The 13511-nt window shown below is 70.4% G+C and carries 15 protein-coding genes; 6 read left to right on the forward strand and 9 right to left on the reverse strand.

Annotation, left to right across the window (positions count from 1 at the left end):
- Positions 1-12 precede the first annotated feature (12 nt).
- The 5 genes from pucL to RCH12_RS14165 all read left to right on the forward strand — a co-directional run bounded on the left by pucL (position 13) and on the right by RCH12_RS14165 (position 4710).
- On the forward strand, positions 13-921 hold the full coding sequence (pucL, locus tag RCH12_RS14145) for a factor-independent urate hydroxylase (protein ID WP_327017279.1): 909 nt from the start codon (positions 13-15) through the stop codon (positions 919-921).
- Entirely contained in the window at positions 921-2357 is a 1437-nt protein-coding gene (locus RCH12_RS14150; protein WP_327017280.1) for an amidohydrolase family protein, read from the forward strand. The genes pucL and RCH12_RS14150 overlap by 1 nt, the downstream gene beginning before the upstream one ends.
- Before the next feature lie 42 nt (positions 2358-2399).
- Positions 2400-2855: a bleomycin resistance protein gene (locus tag RCH12_RS14155; protein WP_327017281.1), complete on the forward strand. Its 456-nt coding sequence runs from the start codon at positions 2400-2402 to the stop codon at positions 2853-2855.
- 94 nt (positions 2856-2949) lie between these two features.
- Positions 2950-3675, forward strand: a complete 726-nt coding sequence (locus RCH12_RS14160) for an SOS response-associated peptidase (protein WP_327017282.1) — start codon at positions 2950-2952, stop codon at positions 3673-3675.
- Between the two features lie 90 nt (positions 3676-3765).
- The gene (locus RCH12_RS14165; RefSeq protein ID WP_327017283.1) at positions 3766-4710 is read left to right on the forward strand and encodes a prenyltransferase/squalene oxidase repeat-containing protein; all 945 of its coding nucleotides are present in this window, start codon (positions 3766-3768) and stop codon (positions 4708-4710) included.
- Here the strand turns inward: RCH12_RS14165 and RCH12_RS14170 are convergent.
- The 4 genes from RCH12_RS14170 to uraD all read right to left on the reverse strand — a co-directional run bounded on the left by RCH12_RS14170 (position 4707) and on the right by uraD (position 6594).
- The gene (locus RCH12_RS14170; RefSeq protein ID WP_327017284.1) at positions 4707-5213 is read right to left on the reverse strand and encodes a Clp protease N-terminal domain-containing protein; all 507 of its coding nucleotides are present in this window, start codon (positions 5211-5213) and stop codon (positions 4707-4709) included. The two genes, RCH12_RS14165 and RCH12_RS14170, sit on opposite strands and share 4 nt — an antisense overlap.
- Positions 5214-5258: 45 nt before the next feature.
- Positions 5259-5477, reverse strand: coding sequence for a hypothetical protein (locus RCH12_RS14175; RefSeq protein ID WP_327017285.1), 219 nt, complete (start codon positions 5475-5477; stop codon positions 5259-5261).
- 224 nt (positions 5478-5701) lie between these two features.
- Entirely contained in the window at positions 5702-6046 is a 345-nt protein-coding gene (gene uraH, locus RCH12_RS14180; RefSeq protein ID WP_327017286.1) for a hydroxyisourate hydrolase, read from the reverse strand.
- Positions 6046-6594, reverse strand: coding sequence for a 2-oxo-4-hydroxy-4-carboxy-5-ureidoimidazoline decarboxylase (uraD, locus tag RCH12_RS14185; protein WP_327017287.1), 549 nt, complete (start codon positions 6592-6594; stop codon positions 6046-6048). The genes uraH and uraD overlap by 1 nt, the downstream gene beginning before the upstream one ends.
- 108 nt (positions 6595-6702) lie before the next feature.
- On the opposite strand from uraD, the gene RCH12_RS14190 reads away from it, so the two are divergent.
- The gene (locus tag RCH12_RS14190; RefSeq protein WP_327017288.1) at positions 6703-7317 is read left to right on the forward strand and encodes a nucleotidyltransferase family protein; all 615 of its coding nucleotides are present in this window, start codon (positions 6703-6705) and stop codon (positions 7315-7317) included.
- Between the two features lie 28 nt (positions 7318-7345).
- Here the strand turns inward: RCH12_RS14190 and RCH12_RS14195 are convergent, their stop codons facing one another.
- The 5 genes from RCH12_RS14195 to RCH12_RS14215 form a co-directional block, all read right to left on the reverse strand.
- Positions 7346-8191, reverse strand: a complete 846-nt coding sequence (locus RCH12_RS14195; RefSeq protein WP_327017289.1) for a MurR/RpiR family transcriptional regulator — start codon at positions 8189-8191, stop codon at positions 7346-7348.
- Positions 8188-9471, reverse strand: a complete 1284-nt coding sequence (locus RCH12_RS14200) for an allantoate amidohydrolase (RefSeq protein WP_327017290.1) — start codon at positions 9469-9471, stop codon at positions 8188-8190. Before RCH12_RS14200 ends, RCH12_RS14195 begins: the two co-directional genes overlap by 4 nt.
- Complete coding sequence (locus RCH12_RS14205) at positions 9468-10658, reverse strand: pyridoxal-phosphate-dependent aminotransferase family protein (RefSeq protein WP_327017299.1); 1191 nt, start codon at positions 10656-10658, stop codon at positions 9468-9470. Before RCH12_RS14205 ends, RCH12_RS14200 begins: the two co-directional genes overlap by 4 nt.
- A gap of 124 nt (positions 10659-10782) precedes the next feature.
- On the reverse strand, positions 10783-12366 hold the full coding sequence (locus RCH12_RS14210; protein ID WP_327017291.1) for an AtzH-like domain-containing protein: 1584 nt from the start codon (positions 12364-12366) through the stop codon (positions 10783-10785).
- Positions 12359-13456: an acetamidase/formamidase family protein gene (locus tag RCH12_RS14215; protein ID WP_327017292.1), complete on the reverse strand. Its 1098-nt coding sequence runs from the start codon at positions 13454-13456 to the stop codon at positions 12359-12361. The genes RCH12_RS14210 and RCH12_RS14215 overlap by 8 nt, the downstream gene beginning before the upstream one ends.
- Positions 13457-13511 lie beyond the last annotated feature (55 nt).

Here is a 13511-nt window from a genome sequence, read left to right on the forward strand (position 1 = left end):
GAAGGAGCACCCATGTCGATAGTTCTCGGACCCAACCGCTATGGCAAGGCGGAGAACCGCATCGTGCGCATCTACCGCGACACACCCCGCCACGAGATCCACGACATCAGCGTCTCCACTGCCCTGCACGGCGACTTCGCCGACGCACACCTCGCCGGTGACCAGCTGCAGGTGCTGCCCACCGACACCCAGAAGCAGACCGCGTACTCCTTCGCCAAGGAGAAGGGCCTGCTGTCGATCGAGAGCTACGGCCTCGATCTGGCCACCCATTTCGTCGATCACATCACGTCGGTGGCGGGCGCCAGGGTGGAGATCGAAGAGTTCGCCTGGGAACGCGTCGTCGTGGACGGCACCGAGCACGACCACACCTGGGTGCGGCGCGGCCAGGAGGTGCGTACCGCGGCGATCTCGGTGGAGGGCACCGGCGCCGATCAACGGGTCTGGGTGGTCGGCGGGCTGAAAGACCTGATCCTGCTCAAGTCCACCGGCTCGGAGTTCTCCGGCTTCATGCAGGACCCGTACACGCTGCTCCAGCCCACCACCGACAGGGTGATGGCCACCTCCCTCACAGCCGGTTGGCGCTTCACCGACCACACCGTGGTGGACTGGGAAGCGAGCTACGCCGGTATCTCCGCGCTACTGAAGACCCAGTTCGCCGTGGTGCACTCCCTGGCCCTGCAGCAGACCCTCTACAAGATGGGCGAGGCCGTGCTCGCGGCGTACCCGAACATCGCCGAGATCCGGCTCTCCGCGCCCAACAAGCACCATTTCCTCTATGACCTGTCACCATTCGGTGTGGAGAACAACAACGAGGTCTATCACGCCGCCGACCGCCCGTACGGGCTGATCCAGGCCACCGTGATGCACGATGACGCCGCGGATGCCGGGCCCGCCTGGGATTCCTACACCGGGTTGGTCTGATGAGCCTGGCCGCAGATTCGGTGGGGCCGTCGTTGGAGCGGGTCTACCTCGGCCACGTCTTCCACGTGGCCGGCTCCCCCACCCTCGCCGAAGCGCCGGCGCATCTGGTGTCGTTGCCGCAGGGCGCACTGGTCACCGCCGTCGACGGCACCATCGCCTGGGTCGGCCGTGCCGTCGACCTGCCGGCCGGCTTCGCAGCACTGCCGGTCACCGATACCCGCGGCGGCTTCATCCTGCCCGGCTTCGTCGATACCCACATCCACTTTCCGCAGACCTACTCCACGGATGCCTATGGCGGCGGCCAGCTGCTCGAGTGGCTCGACAACTGCGTCTTCCCGGCCGAGACCCGGCTCCAGGACGACGACTTCGCGGCGGCGATCGCCCGCGACTTCACCCGCCGGCGCACCGCGGCGGGCACCACGAGCGCCCTGGTGTTCGGATCGGCCTTCCCGCACGCCCAGGATGCGCTGTTCGCCGAGTCCGAGCGGGCCGGGCTGCGGCTGGTCAGCGGGCGCGGCATCCAGACCGTCGGCCCCGACTCGGCCAGAGCACTGATCACCTCGGAAGGCCAGGCTCTCGACCTGGTCAGCGACGAGATCTCGCGCTGGCACGCCCGCGACACCGGTGATGCCCGCACGGCGCTGCTGCAGGTGGCCGTTGTACCCAGGTTCAGCCTGTCGGTGACGCCGCACACCCTCGCGGCGCTCGGTGAGCTCTACGACGGCGTGCGCGATCGGGGCGTCTACTTCCACAGCCACCTCAACGAGAACAACCGCCCGGAGACCGGCGAGATCGACGTGGTCAAGGCGATCTACCAGGTCGAGAACTACCTGGACACCTACGACGGCAGGTTCCTGCCGGGTTCCGCCGTCGGGGGGTCGAGCCTGCTCGGCCGGCGCAGCATCCTGGCACACGCCGTGCACTGCGAAGACAGCGAGCTGGCCCGGCTGGCCGAGACCGGGTCGTCGATCGCGCACTGCCCCACCTCGCAGCAGTTCCTCGGCTCCGGCACCATGCCGTGGACCCGCACCACCGGCTTCGGCGTGAATGTGGCGCTGGGTTCCGACATCGGCGCGGGCGACGAGTGGCTGATGAGCCGGGTGCTGAACGACTGTTTCAAGGTGCACCTGTCCGAACCCGGCGATGCCGGCCTGTCGATCAGCCCCGCCGAGCTGCTCTTCACCGCCACCCTGGCCGGTGCCCGTGCCCTGGACATGGAGGAGCGCTACGGCAACCTCGACGTGGGCAAGGATGCCGACTTCCTGCTCATCGAGCCCGACAAGTGGGAGCCGCTCGCAGCGGTGCTGGCCAACGGCATCCGGGCCGACGACGAGGCGATGGCCACCGACCAGACCCTCTTCGCCCTGCTGATGGCGCTTCGCCAGCCGGCCATCACCGGCGTCTTCGTGCGAGGCCGCCGGGTCACGGCCGCCTAGCCCGACCCGGCTGCCGGCCGACTCAGCGCCATACTGGTACGCATGACAGCAGCCGATGCCGCACTGCCCCTGACGCCGGAGCCGGTGTTCTTCCCGGATCTCGTGCCCGAACTCCTGGTCGGTGATCTTGCGGTCAGCCTGAGCTTCTGGGTCGAACTGTGCGGGTTCGAAGTGCTCTACGACCGGCCAGACGACGGCTTCGCGTACCTGCGGGCCGGCACCGCGCACCTGATGCTCGAACAGGTCGGCATCGGACGCAACTGGATCCCCGCCGCCCTGGAGCGTCCGCTGGGGCGCGGCATCAACTTCCAGATCATGATGCCAAACATCGCTCCCCTGCTGGAGCGCCTCGCGGCGGTCGACTGGCCGCTCTTCATGTCCGCCGAGACCAGGTGGTACGACACCGGCGACACCCAGGCCGGCGTGGCGCAGTTCCTGGTGCAGGACCCGGATGGCTACCTCGTGCGGTTCTCGTCGCGGGTGAGCGCCGAGGGCTGACTCTGCAGCTGAACCTGACGTCGGCGCCCGCCGTGGTCTCCCGATTCGCAGCATCCGCGTGACTCGGTCGCCCGCACGGGGTAATCTCGCCCTCATGTGCGGCAGATTTGCAATGAACGAGGACGTCGACGACCTCATCCGGGACTTCGTCGCGGCCGGCGGCCGCGCCGGGGACTGGCGGCCCAGCTACAGCATCGCGCCGACAGACCCGGCCCCCATCGTGCGTGAGTGGCAGCCGGAGGGCGCGGACGCCCCCACCCGGGAGGTCACGCTGGCCACCTGGGACTGGCCGCAACCGGCGGGGGCGCCGCGCCGCGGACCGATCATCAACGCCCGGCTGGAGAAGCTCGACCAGCGGTTCTGGGTGGGCGCCTTCTCCAACGCCCGCTGCATAGTTCCCATGCTGGGCTATTACGAGTGGACCGGGGAGAAGGGCGCGAAACAGCCGCACTTCATCCATGGCGACGGTCTGCTCGCGGCGGCCGGGGTCAGCTGGGCCTCCAAGGACGCCGATGGTGACTGGTCCCGCGTCTTCGCCGTGGTCACCCGGGAGGCCAGGGACGCCTCCGGTGAGGTCCATGACCGGATGCCGGCCTTTCTCGAACCCGACACCTGGGCGACCTGGTTGAACCCGCAGTCGATCACCGGGGCGAGCCCCACCGAGTCGGCGGCGAACCGCTCGGCCATGATCGACCTGCTGGATCGAACCTCGACCGCCGTGGCGGCGACCATGCGCACCCGGTTGGTGGACCGCAGGGTCAACAGTGTGCGGGCCATCGACCCGCAGGATGCGACGCTGGTGGACGGGCTGGAGACGTAAGGGCGGCGACCCTTTCGATTCCGACGGACACACGCCCATCGGGCCCGCATCGCCACTCGCGCCCCGACCCGAACGGGGTGAAACTGGGGCATGGCCCAGCCCCACGACCCCGACACCGTGGCGTGGCTACTCGACGGCGATCCGGCCATCCGCTGGCAGACGCTGCGGGACCTGACCGATGCATCCGCCGCGGAGGTCGACGCCGAACGGGCCCGCGTCGCGACGAACGGCTGGGGTGCCCAACTGCTGGGGCTGCAGGATCCGGATGGCGGCTGGGCCGGCGCTCTGTACAGCCCCAAATGGACCTCGACGACCTACACCCTCCTCCTGCTGCACTGGCTGGGCCTGCCACGAGGTAACGAGCAGGCGTTGGTGGGCTGCCGGCGCCTGTGGGACGAAGCGCGCGTATACGACGGAGGCCTCACCTTCGCTCGCTCCATCCGCGAACCGGAGACCTGCATCACCGGCATGCTGGTCCTCCTCGCCGCCGGCTTCGGCCATGCCGACGGACGTGTCGATCCGACCGTCGATTGGCTGCTGGGTCAGCAGCTGGCCGACGGCGGCTGGAACTGCGAGTCCATCCGCTCGGGATCCCGGCACGGCTCCTTCCACACCTCCGTGACTGTGCTCGACGCTCTTCTCGTCTACGAGCGCACGGGCGGCACGGTCCCGGTCAGTGCGGCGATGCGAGCCGGGCGGGAGTTCTTCTTGCAGCACCAGCTCTACCGCTCCCATCGAACCGGTGAGATCGTCGACCCCGTCTTCACCCGCTTTCCCTTTCCGCCGCAATGGCATTTCGACGTGCTCCGCGGCCTCGAGCACTTCCGCGTCAGCGACGCGCCACGCGATGCCAGGCTGACGGATGCCATCGCCGCAGTCCGTGCGGCACGGCGGTCCGATGAACGCTGGCCGATGTACCGGCCCTATCCCGGCCGGTACTGGTTCCGGCTCGAAACACCCGGCCCCAGCCGGTGGACCACACTCCGGGCGCTCCGGGTGCTCCGTTGGTGGGACGATGGCCCGGACGCCGGCTAGTCAGTTTCGCCGGCGGCGACGGCCTGCCGCGCTGCCTGCTGCAGGTCACCAGGGTCGATCCCCAGCTGCCGCAGGGCCCGACTCACCGTGCCGTGCTCGAGCTCAGCTGCCGCCCACACCACGTGCGCCGAGCGGAGGGTGTGGCCGCGGCCGGCACCCTCCTTCGACAGGGCGACAGCGCGCTGAAAGACGTCCTGCAGGCTGCCGGCACTGCGGTACGGACCGGTCCGCGTGGGCTCGGTCGGTTCGGCTGCAGCGGCGTCGATTCCCACCGACTGAAGGGCCAGCGAGTGCGTGTGGACGATGGCGGTCCGCACATCCGCTGCCGTCACGTCAAAGGTGGCGAACGCGCGCCGTGCGGAGTCATCGGGCATGGCGAGGACGGCCAGCAGAAGATGCTCAGCCCCCGGCATCTCGTCGCCCAATGCGGCGGCCTCCTGTTCCGCCATGGTGAACAGCTCATTCATGATGCGGATGTCTGCGATCGCCTGTCGAATTCCCATGTCAGAAGTCCTTCGTTGTCGGTGGTGCGCGTTGTCGTTGCGGTACTAGTCCAGGGGTGCGCGACGCTGCGGCGAGAGCCGCTTGTGCGCCGCCTGGGCGGTCATGCCGAGAGCCTGGCCGATCTGGTTCCAGGTCCAGCCCTGTTCGAGGGCGTGATCCACCGCGGACCGCTCCAGCCGAGCCGTCAGCCGACGCAAGGCGACGACGGCCGCAAAGGCTTCGTCCGGATGGTCCGGGGTGGGAATTTGGCTGGTCTCGAACATGCGTCAACTTTAGTTGATACTCAGCGCAGATGTCAACAAAAGTTGATGACCCAGCGGGTGTCACCGTCGGATCGGACCACTAGGTTGGGCAGCATCCCAGCGATCCTGCTGCCGACCTGCCTCGGCATTCACAGATTGGACACCATGCCTGCGAACCTGTCCGCACGCGGCATCCTCTGGATACGTCGCGTTCCTCCAGCCGGACGGCTCAGCTACCCCTCCAGTCAGCTACCCCGATAGGTGGAATACGCGAACGGGCTGAGCAGAAGAGGCACGTGATAGTGCGCCGACTCGTCGTCCAGTTCGAAGACGATGGTGACGCAGGGGTAAAACGTGCTCTGACCCCGAGCCGAGAAGTAGCTGCCGGTCTCGAAGGTGATGCGGTATCGACCCGCGGACACAGCCTCTGGCCCGAGATCGGCAACCCGGCCGTCGGCATCCGTCTGCGCCGTGGCGAGTTCGCGCCACTCCCCGTCGAGGTGCTGTTCCAGGACCACGCCCACGGATGCCGCTGGGCTGCCGGACACCGCGTCGAGCACGTGGGTGGTGATGTGGCTGCGCGCGCTCATCACCGGGCGTCCCGCGGGGCTGCTGAGTCGGTGGCTTCGGTTTTCTGCACCGGGTCATCCTGCCACTGACGGGCGAGAACCCCTAACCGGAGCAGGGCGATGTCGCGCAGCTCTGAGCCCACGATCGCGGCCTCGGTGTCGTCGTCCAGGGTGAGCCGGCGCCGTAGCTCGGCGAGGATTTCCCGGCGGCTGCGGCCGGCGGCGCGGATGAGGAACACCCTGTCGAAGCGCGCCTCGTAGACCCGGTTGCCGTCGGCGACGGCCGCCGCGAGCTCGGCGTCATCGGAGTCGACCGACGCCTGTTCTGCCCGGGAGAACCCCGCCGCCTGCGAGTCGCCCGCGGGCTTCTCGCCGATCCGCGGATGCTCCGCCATGGCCTCGTCGATCTCGCTCCGGGGCAGCGGTGTCGCGGCCGCCCTGGCCGCTTCGATGAGGTCTGCGGCCGAGGCGAAGGGCGCCTGATCGGCCACCGCGTCGGCCCAGCGCGGAACGGCCAGGCAGGCCAGGAGGGCGGTGCGCAGTTCGTCGCCGACGGGAATCGTGGTCATGGGGTCCTCCGGGTGACGAAAATCAGGCTGACGAGGGGCGGGAAGGTGATCGGCGCGCGGGGTGGAAGGCGATGTGCAGCCCGGGCCGCTGCCCGTACGATGACAGGCATGCACTCCGCTGAGACTCCTCGGGTGGCCGGACTGGTCCTGGCCGCCGGCGCGGGCAGCCGGTATGGCAAACCCAAGTCGCTGGTCGTCGACGTCTCCGGCGAGCCGTGGCTGGTGCGAGCCGCCCTGGCCCTGGAGGCCGGCGGCTGCGACCCCGTTGTCACGGTGCTCGGAGCGAGTGGGACCCAGGCCGAAGGCCTGCTGCGCTCGACCGCGGCCCGGTTCGCGAGGCCCCACCGGCTGACGGTAGTGCACGCCGATGACTGGGCTGCGGGACTGTCGGCATCCCTGGACGCCGGCCTGGCGCGACTGCAGCAGAGCGAGAACGACACCGTCACCGCGGTAGCCCTGGTTCCGGTCGACGTGCCCGACCTCACTGCCGCCACCGTGCGCCGGCTGGTCGACGGAGCAACCCCGCAGACCCTCCGGCAGGCGCACTTCGGCGGCCGGCCCGGGCATCCGGTGGTGATCGGCCGCGAGCATTGGGCACCGTTGCGAGCGAGCCTGACCGGCGACACCGGTGCACGACAGTACCTGGTGGCACGAGACGCGACCGCGGTGGCCTGCGACGATCTGGGCACGGGCCTGGACGTCGACGAGCCGGGGACGCGGTAGTCCGCGCCGCACCCGGAACCCGGCGCGGTCACCAGGGTACTTCGAGCTCGTCGAGGTCCTCGTACACGCTGGTGATGGCCGCGATCCGGGTGCGGCTCTCCCGCACCTGCGCGCCCATCGCGCCGGTGGCGAGCAGGTTCATCAGGCTCATGGCCGTGGCGTAGCTGTCGAAGGCCGACACCGAATCCACCGGGCATTCGAGCCAGTGGGTGGCTTGGTCGGAGTACTTGCGAGCAGAGGAGTCGGCGATGAGCACGAGCGGCACCTCGCTGCTCCGGATGGCCGCAACGATGTCCCCGAAGCCGGAGACCCGCCGGCGGAAGCCCATCAGCACCACCACGTCACGCGGGCCGAGGCCGGCCAGCTCCTCGCCGAGCGACTGGCCGGGCAGCGGCGCGAGGCGCACGTGGTCGCGGGCCTGGACCAGCTGCTGGCGCAGGTGCAGCGCCAGCGGATAGCTGTTGCGCAGCCCCACGATCACGACGTTCTGGGCCGACCGTACCAGCCGGGCCGCGGCATCCAGCCGCCCGTCCTCCAGGGTGACCAGCAGTCGGCGCAGGTTGTCCTGTTCGGCTTCGGCGTGCGCGGCGAGCCGCGAGGGGGTGCCGGCGGATGCGCCGGGGCCGCCGAGCGGTGAGCCCAGGTTGCGCAGTGACCTGGCGTGCTCGCGCACCTCGGCCGAGTCCTGGAAGCCGAGCCGGCGGAACAGCCGGGACACCGTGGCCTTGGACACACCGCTGAGCCGGGCCAGCTCCGACGCGTTGTACACGGCGAGGTCGCTCATGTGGTCGAGAATGAAGTCGGCGGCGCGCTGCTCCTGTGGGGAGAGCTCGCCGTAGCGGCCGTCGATGCGTTGCCCGATATTCAGCGTCATGCCGGGTCCTGCAGGGTGTGACCGTCGGCCAGGGCGAGCACGGCGGCCTCGAAGGCATCCAGCGCCCTGGCGACGTCGGCCTCGGTGACCGACTCGTCGGGGTGGTGGCTCACTCCCCCGGCGCAGCGCACGAAGAGCATGCCGATCTCGGTGAGGTGCGCCACGGCCATCGCGTCGTGGCCGGCCATCGAGAGCAGCTCCAGTGGCGCCGGCCCGTCGTCAGAGCCGTCCGTGGCACGGATGCCCGCGGCGATCACGCTGCGCAACCGGTCGCTGCAGTGCGCAGCCGGCGCTGCGTGCGTCTGGTGCACGGCCACGTGCAGGCCACGCGTGCTGCCGATCTCCTCGAGCAGGGCCTCGATCCGCTGCCAGGCCGCGTCGCGGTCCGCATCGAACCGGCCACGCAGGTCGAGGCTGAATTCGGCCCGGCCGGCGATCACGTTGACGGCGTCGGGGAACACCTCGAGGTGCCCGACAGTGGCGATCAGGTCGGCATCGCGGGCGAGCCGTTCGATGGCCACGATGGCCTCGCTGGCCCCGGCGAGGGCGTCGCGGCGGTGCGTCCACGGAGTGCCGGAGTGTCCGGCCTTGCCGGTGATGGTGATCTGAAAGCGCCGCGCGCCGGCAATCGACGAGACGATGCCCAGCGGCAGGTCGTTCTCCTCGAGCACCGGGCCCTGTTCGATGTGGGTCTCGAGATAGCCGACGAAGTCGTTGGAGGTGCGGGCGGCGGCGGTGACGGCGGCCGGATCGAGGCCGAAGGCCACAAACGCGTCGTGCAGGGTGGTTCCCGCCTCGTCGGTGAGCTCCCACCAGGCATCCAGCCAGGTGCCGGCCAGCGCCCGGCTGCCGAGCAGCGCGGTGCCGAACCGGGTGCCCTCCTCGTCGCCGAAGGCCACGACCTCGAGGGCGAACGGCAGCCTGCGGCCGTCGGCGTTGATGCGTTCGACCACGGCGATGGCGGTCAGCACCCCGAGGATGCCGTCGAACCGGCCGGCTGAGGGCACGGTGTCCAGGTGTGAGCCGAGCAGGAGCGCAGGCAAGCCGGGGGTGGCTCCCTCGAGCCGACCGCACTGATTGCCCGCGGCGTCCTGCCAGGTGGCCATGCCGGCGTCCCGCATCCAGCCGGCGGCGAGAGCGTTCACCGCGGCGTGCTCCGGCGACAGGTAGACCCGTTCGATCAGGCCGTCGGGCAGGCTGGAGTGGCTGGCGAGTTCGTCGCAGCGTTCCAGCACGGCGGCGGCGCCGGTGAGCGGTTTCGACGGATCAGGCGTCGTCATGCGCCCGCGGCATCCTGATAGACCTCGTAGGCGGCGCCGACGCCGCCCCCGCCGGTCACGCTCGCGCCGGCGCGACGCAGCACCTGCTCGAGGGCGGCCAGGGTGGTCAGCACGGTGTCCTTGCGGGCGTTGTAGCCCATGGTGCCGATGCGCCAGACCAAGCCGTGCAGCGGCCCGAACGAGGTGCCGATCTCGATGCCGAAGTCGTTCAGCAGCTCCCCGCGCACGGCGTCGCCGGTGACACCGTCGGGGATGTACACGGCCACGACGTTGTTCATCCGGTGTCCCAGGTCGCCGAAGACTCTCAGACCCAGGCCCTGCACGCCGGCCAGCATCGCCGCGCCGTGCAGCCGGTGCCGTTCCACGGCCGTGTCCATACCTTCGTCGACGAGCAGCCGGGCGCATTCGCGGGCCCCGTAGAGCATGGTGGTGGCCTCGGTGTGGTGGTTCAGGCGCTTGGGTCCCCAGTAGTCGAAGATCATCGACAGGTCGAAGTAGTTGGAGCGGATCGGGTGGGCGTTCACGGCGTCGCCGGCCTCGCGGATGCCCGCTTCGATGCTCTTGCGGGCATTGATCACCTCGACGGCACGCGGGGAGAAGGTGGCCGGTGCCGAGCCGGAGGGGCCGCCCAGGCACTTCTGCAGGCCGGCGGTCACGGCGTCCAGCCCCCAGGCATCCGCCTGGAAGGTGTTGCCGGCCAGCGACGCTGTCACGTCGGTGTAGAACAGCACGCCGTGCCTGGCGCAGATGTCACCGAGCTCGTCGAGCGGCTGGGCCACGGTGGTGGAGGTGTCGCCGTGCACGATCGCCAGCAGCGCCGGCTTGGTCTCGCGGATGGCCTGCTCGATCTGGGCGGGGGTGAACACGGTGCCCCACTCGATCTCCCGCACGTGCACCTCGGCGCCGGCGCGCTCGGCGATCTCGCGCAACAGGTGGCCGAACCGGCCGAAGATGGGCACCAGCACCCGGTCGCCAGGGCTGATCAGCGACACCAACGCCGCCTCTATCCCGGCGCGGGAGGTGCCGTCGATGAGCAGGGTCTGCTCATTCGTGGTCTTGAAGACGCCGCGGTAGAGCGCCATGGTCTCGTTCATGTACGCCGTCATGGACGGGTCGTACTGGCCGACGAGCTGGGCGGACATGGCGCGCAGCACCCGGGGGTCGGCATTCACCGGGCCGGGGCCCATCAGCAGGCGGGGCGGCGGATTGATCGGCAGACTGGAAATGACTGTTTCACCCTTCGGCAATTCTGAATCATCTGTTTCAGATGTCCAGTCTACGCAACAGGTGTTTCAGTCGTGTTTCGAGTGATCACCTCCCGGCGGCCAGCCTCGCCCCGACGTCGATGAGGGCGAGGTCGGTGTGCCGCGGTCCCACCAGGCAGAGCCCCACCGGCTTGCCTCGCGACTCGAACAGCGGCACGGACAGCGCCGGGTAGCCGCCGATCCCGGCCAGGCTGGTCAGGGTGAGCGTCGCTGTGCGGGTCGCCTCGATCGCGGCCGGGTTCGCGTGTCGCGACGGGGCGGTCGACGACGCCGAGGGCAGCAGCAGGATGCGTCCGTCCAGCACAGCGTCCAACCGGTCGCGGGCGGCGGCCAGCGCGATGCGAGCCTCGGCCTCGGCGGCCGGGTCGGTGCGGGACGCGCTTTCGAACCGGCTCGCGACGGCGGTACCGAGGACGCCGGGGTGAGCGGTGACCCAGTCCCCGTTGGACTTCCACGCCTCGGCCATCTGAATCGCACGGAAGATGCGCAGCGCCTCGGCGAGGTCGCCGACATCGACGAGGTCGGGTGCGGGCAGCAGCCCGGCCCGGGTGAGCCCGTCGAGTCCGGCCACGAATACGTCTTGCACGTCGTCGTCGCAGGCGAAGACCAGCGCGCTCGACACGGCGAAACGGGTGGGGTCATGCGCCTGGGCAGCGCTGGTCTGTTGCGCGGGGTCGAGCGAGGCGGCAGCGGCGGCCCGCAGCACACCCGGCGTGCGGGTGAGCCAGCCGACGGTGTCGAACGAGGGCGCCAGCGGCAACAGACCGGCCCTGTCGACGGCGCCGTGCGTGCTGCGCAGTCCCCAGAGGCCCTGGTACGAGGCGGGCACCCGGATGGACCCCGCCGTGTCGGTGGCCAGGCCGACGCCGGCCTGACCCAGCGCCACGGCGGCGGCCGGTCCGCTCGACGAGCCACCGGGCAGCCCGCCGGGCACCCGCACGTTCGGCGGGGTGCCGTAGTGCTCGTTGTCGCCGGCGATGCTGTACGCGAACTCGTCGGTCTGGGCGATACCGCGCACGCTCGCGCCGGCGCCCAGCAGCGCGGCGACGGCCGCAGCCGTCTCGGTGGCGGGAGTGGACTCGCTCAGGTAGGCCGGGTTTCCGGCGCCGACGGTGAAGCCGATGATGTCGTAGAGATCCTTCACGGCGATGGTCTCACCGTCCAGAGCACCCGAGGCGGCGGCGGCCACCAGCGGGTTGCCCACCAGACGCCACACCGTGGGAGTGATCGCGGCCGGCGGCGCGGCCACCTGGGCCACCTCCACCTGCCAATCCCCCGCCGCCGACAGCGACCAGAGCTGGGTGACCAGGCCGGCGCCGCCGGCATCCGGGGCGTTCACCGACACGATCACGGCGTGCCGAGGGTCGATCACGCGTACGTGCAGCGACCGGATGGCCCTGGCCACCGTGCCGCTGCGGGCGCCGCGGAAGCCGCTGATCGCGTCGTGGCCCACCAGCAGACCTGCGGCATCGCCGCGCAGGGTGTTCTCGCCGGGCGCGAACCAGGCGTCGAGCGCCGCGAGGTCGTTGGTGGCCAGCGCGTCCTCATAGCCGGCGAAGGCGGTCAGGAGCCCATCGGGCAGCTCGCCCGTGACCGACGTGGGTGTCGGGACGACCCGCGGCTCAGGCATCGAAGTCCGCCACCCGGATACGGGCGTGCACGCCCGCGACGAGGTCGACCACCTGGGAGATGTTGAAATCGGTCGCGGCGCTCAGGTAGGCGTACGCGAGGGAGCGGTCCATGCCGTACCGGGCGGCGAGCAGGTCGATGGCGGCGCGCACGCACTTGCGCACGGCCTCGTCGAGGTCGACGTCCAGGCCGGTCGGTACCAGGAAGTCGCCGGTCTCGGCGAGAGGTCCCACCAGTTCGCCGAAGGCCGCGATAGCGCCGGCCCGGCTCACCACGTCGAAACGGATGGTCACCCGCAGGGACGCCTCCATGGCCGTGAGCGCCACCTCGCCGTCGCCCTGCGCGAAGTGCGGATCGCCGACGTAGGCCAGCGCGCCATCCACCTGCACCGGCAGGTAGAGGGCCGAGCCCACGGTGAGCAGGTTGATGTCGATGTTGCCGCCGTGCGCGCCGGGCGGCACCGAGTGCGGGCGGGTGTCGCCGGCGACGGCGACCCCCATGATGCCCAGGAACGGCCGGAGTGGAAAGTGCACGCTCCGCGCCCCGCCAGGCACCAGCGGCAGGGTGCCGACCTGGCCGGTTTCGGTGTCCTCCAGCGCGGCGAAGACGCTCACGTTGCCCGCGCCGAGCGGGTACTCCCCGGGCAGGGCGCCGCGGCCGTGCCGGTTGGAGATCACCCCGTACGGCACCCGTGGGGTGGCCTCGAGCACCGTCATCTTGAGCAGGTCGCCCGGCCGGGCGCCGCGCACGTGGATCGGGCCGGTGACCAGGTGCGGTCCGTCCACGCCGGGGTCCCGGGTCGTGTTCGAGGCGGCCAACAGCACGGCGTCGTCGAGCACCAAGGCGCGGTCGACACCGTGGCCGGCGAAAAAGGCCACCGGGTCGCGGCCCTGGTCTTCGAGCACGCCCTCGTGGCTGACCGTGTCGATGGTGACCTCGGTGCCGGCATCGATCACGAGCACCGGAGCATCCGTGGCACAGGGCAGCCGGCCCCAGAGCACGGTGGCCGGGGTGGCGGGCAGGTAGTGCGCGCCGCGGATGGGCCCGGTGCCGGGCTGCAGGATGTCGAATGGCGTGACGTCGAATGGCATGGATGCGCCTTTTCCGTTGTGGGTCGGGAGCCGGCTCGACGCCGGCCGGCGCATC

Source organism: Cryobacterium sp. MP_3.1 (assembly GCF_035984795.1).
GTDB classification, from domain to species: Bacteria; Actinomycetota; Actinomycetes; order Actinomycetales; family Microbacteriaceae; genus Cryobacterium; species Cryobacterium zongtaii.

Excerpts from the sequence above, each read along its gene's own strand:
- pucL (WP_327017279.1), top strand. The coding sequence starts at position 13 with ATGTCGATAGTTCTCGGACCCAACCGCTATGGCAAGGCGGAGAACCGC.
- RCH12_RS14150 (WP_327017280.1), top strand. The coding sequence starts at position 921 with ATGAGCCTGGCCGCAGATTCGGTGGGGCCGTCGTTGGAGCGGGTCTAC.
- RCH12_RS14155 (WP_327017281.1), top strand. The coding sequence starts at position 2,400 with ATGACAGCAGCCGATGCCGCACTGCCCCTGACGCCGGAGCCGGTGTTC.
- RCH12_RS14160 (WP_327017282.1), top strand. The coding sequence starts at position 2,950 with ATGTGCGGCAGATTTGCAATGAACGAGGACGTCGACGACCTCATCCGG.
- RCH12_RS14165 (WP_327017283.1), top strand. The coding sequence starts at position 3,766 with ATGGCCCAGCCCCACGACCCCGACACCGTGGCGTGGCTACTCGACGGC.
- RCH12_RS14170 (WP_327017284.1), bottom strand. The coding sequence starts at position 5,213 with ATGGGAATTCGACAGGCGATCGCAGACATCCGCATCATGAATGAGCTG.
- RCH12_RS14175 (WP_327017285.1), bottom strand. The coding sequence starts at position 5,477 with ATGTTCGAGACCAGCCAAATTCCCACCCCGGACCATCCGGACGAAGCC.
- uraH (WP_327017286.1), bottom strand. The coding sequence starts at position 6,046 with ATGAGCGCGCGCAGCCACATCACCACCCACGTGCTCGACGCGGTGTCC.
- uraD (WP_327017287.1), bottom strand. The coding sequence starts at position 6,594 with ATGACCACGATTCCCGTCGGCGACGAACTGCGCACCGCCCTCCTGGCC.
- RCH12_RS14190 (WP_327017288.1), top strand. The coding sequence starts at position 6,703 with ATGCACTCCGCTGAGACTCCTCGGGTGGCCGGACTGGTCCTGGCCGCC.
- RCH12_RS14195 (WP_327017289.1), bottom strand. The coding sequence starts at position 8,191 with ATGACGCTGAATATCGGGCAACGCATCGACGGCCGCTACGGCGAGCTC.
- RCH12_RS14200 (WP_327017290.1), bottom strand. The coding sequence starts at position 9,471 with ATGACGACGCCTGATCCGTCGAAACCGCTCACCGGCGCCGCCGCCGTG.
- RCH12_RS14205 (WP_327017299.1), bottom strand. The coding sequence starts at position 10,658 with ATGGGCCCCGGCCCGGTGAATGCCGACCCCCGGGTGCTGCGCGCCATG.
- RCH12_RS14210 (WP_327017291.1), bottom strand. The coding sequence starts at position 12,366 with ATGCCTGAGCCGCGGGTCGTCCCGACACCCACGTCGGTCACGGGCGAG.
- RCH12_RS14215 (WP_327017292.1), bottom strand. The coding sequence starts at position 13,456 with ATGCCATTCGACGTCACGCCATTCGACATCCTGCAGCCCGGCACCGGG.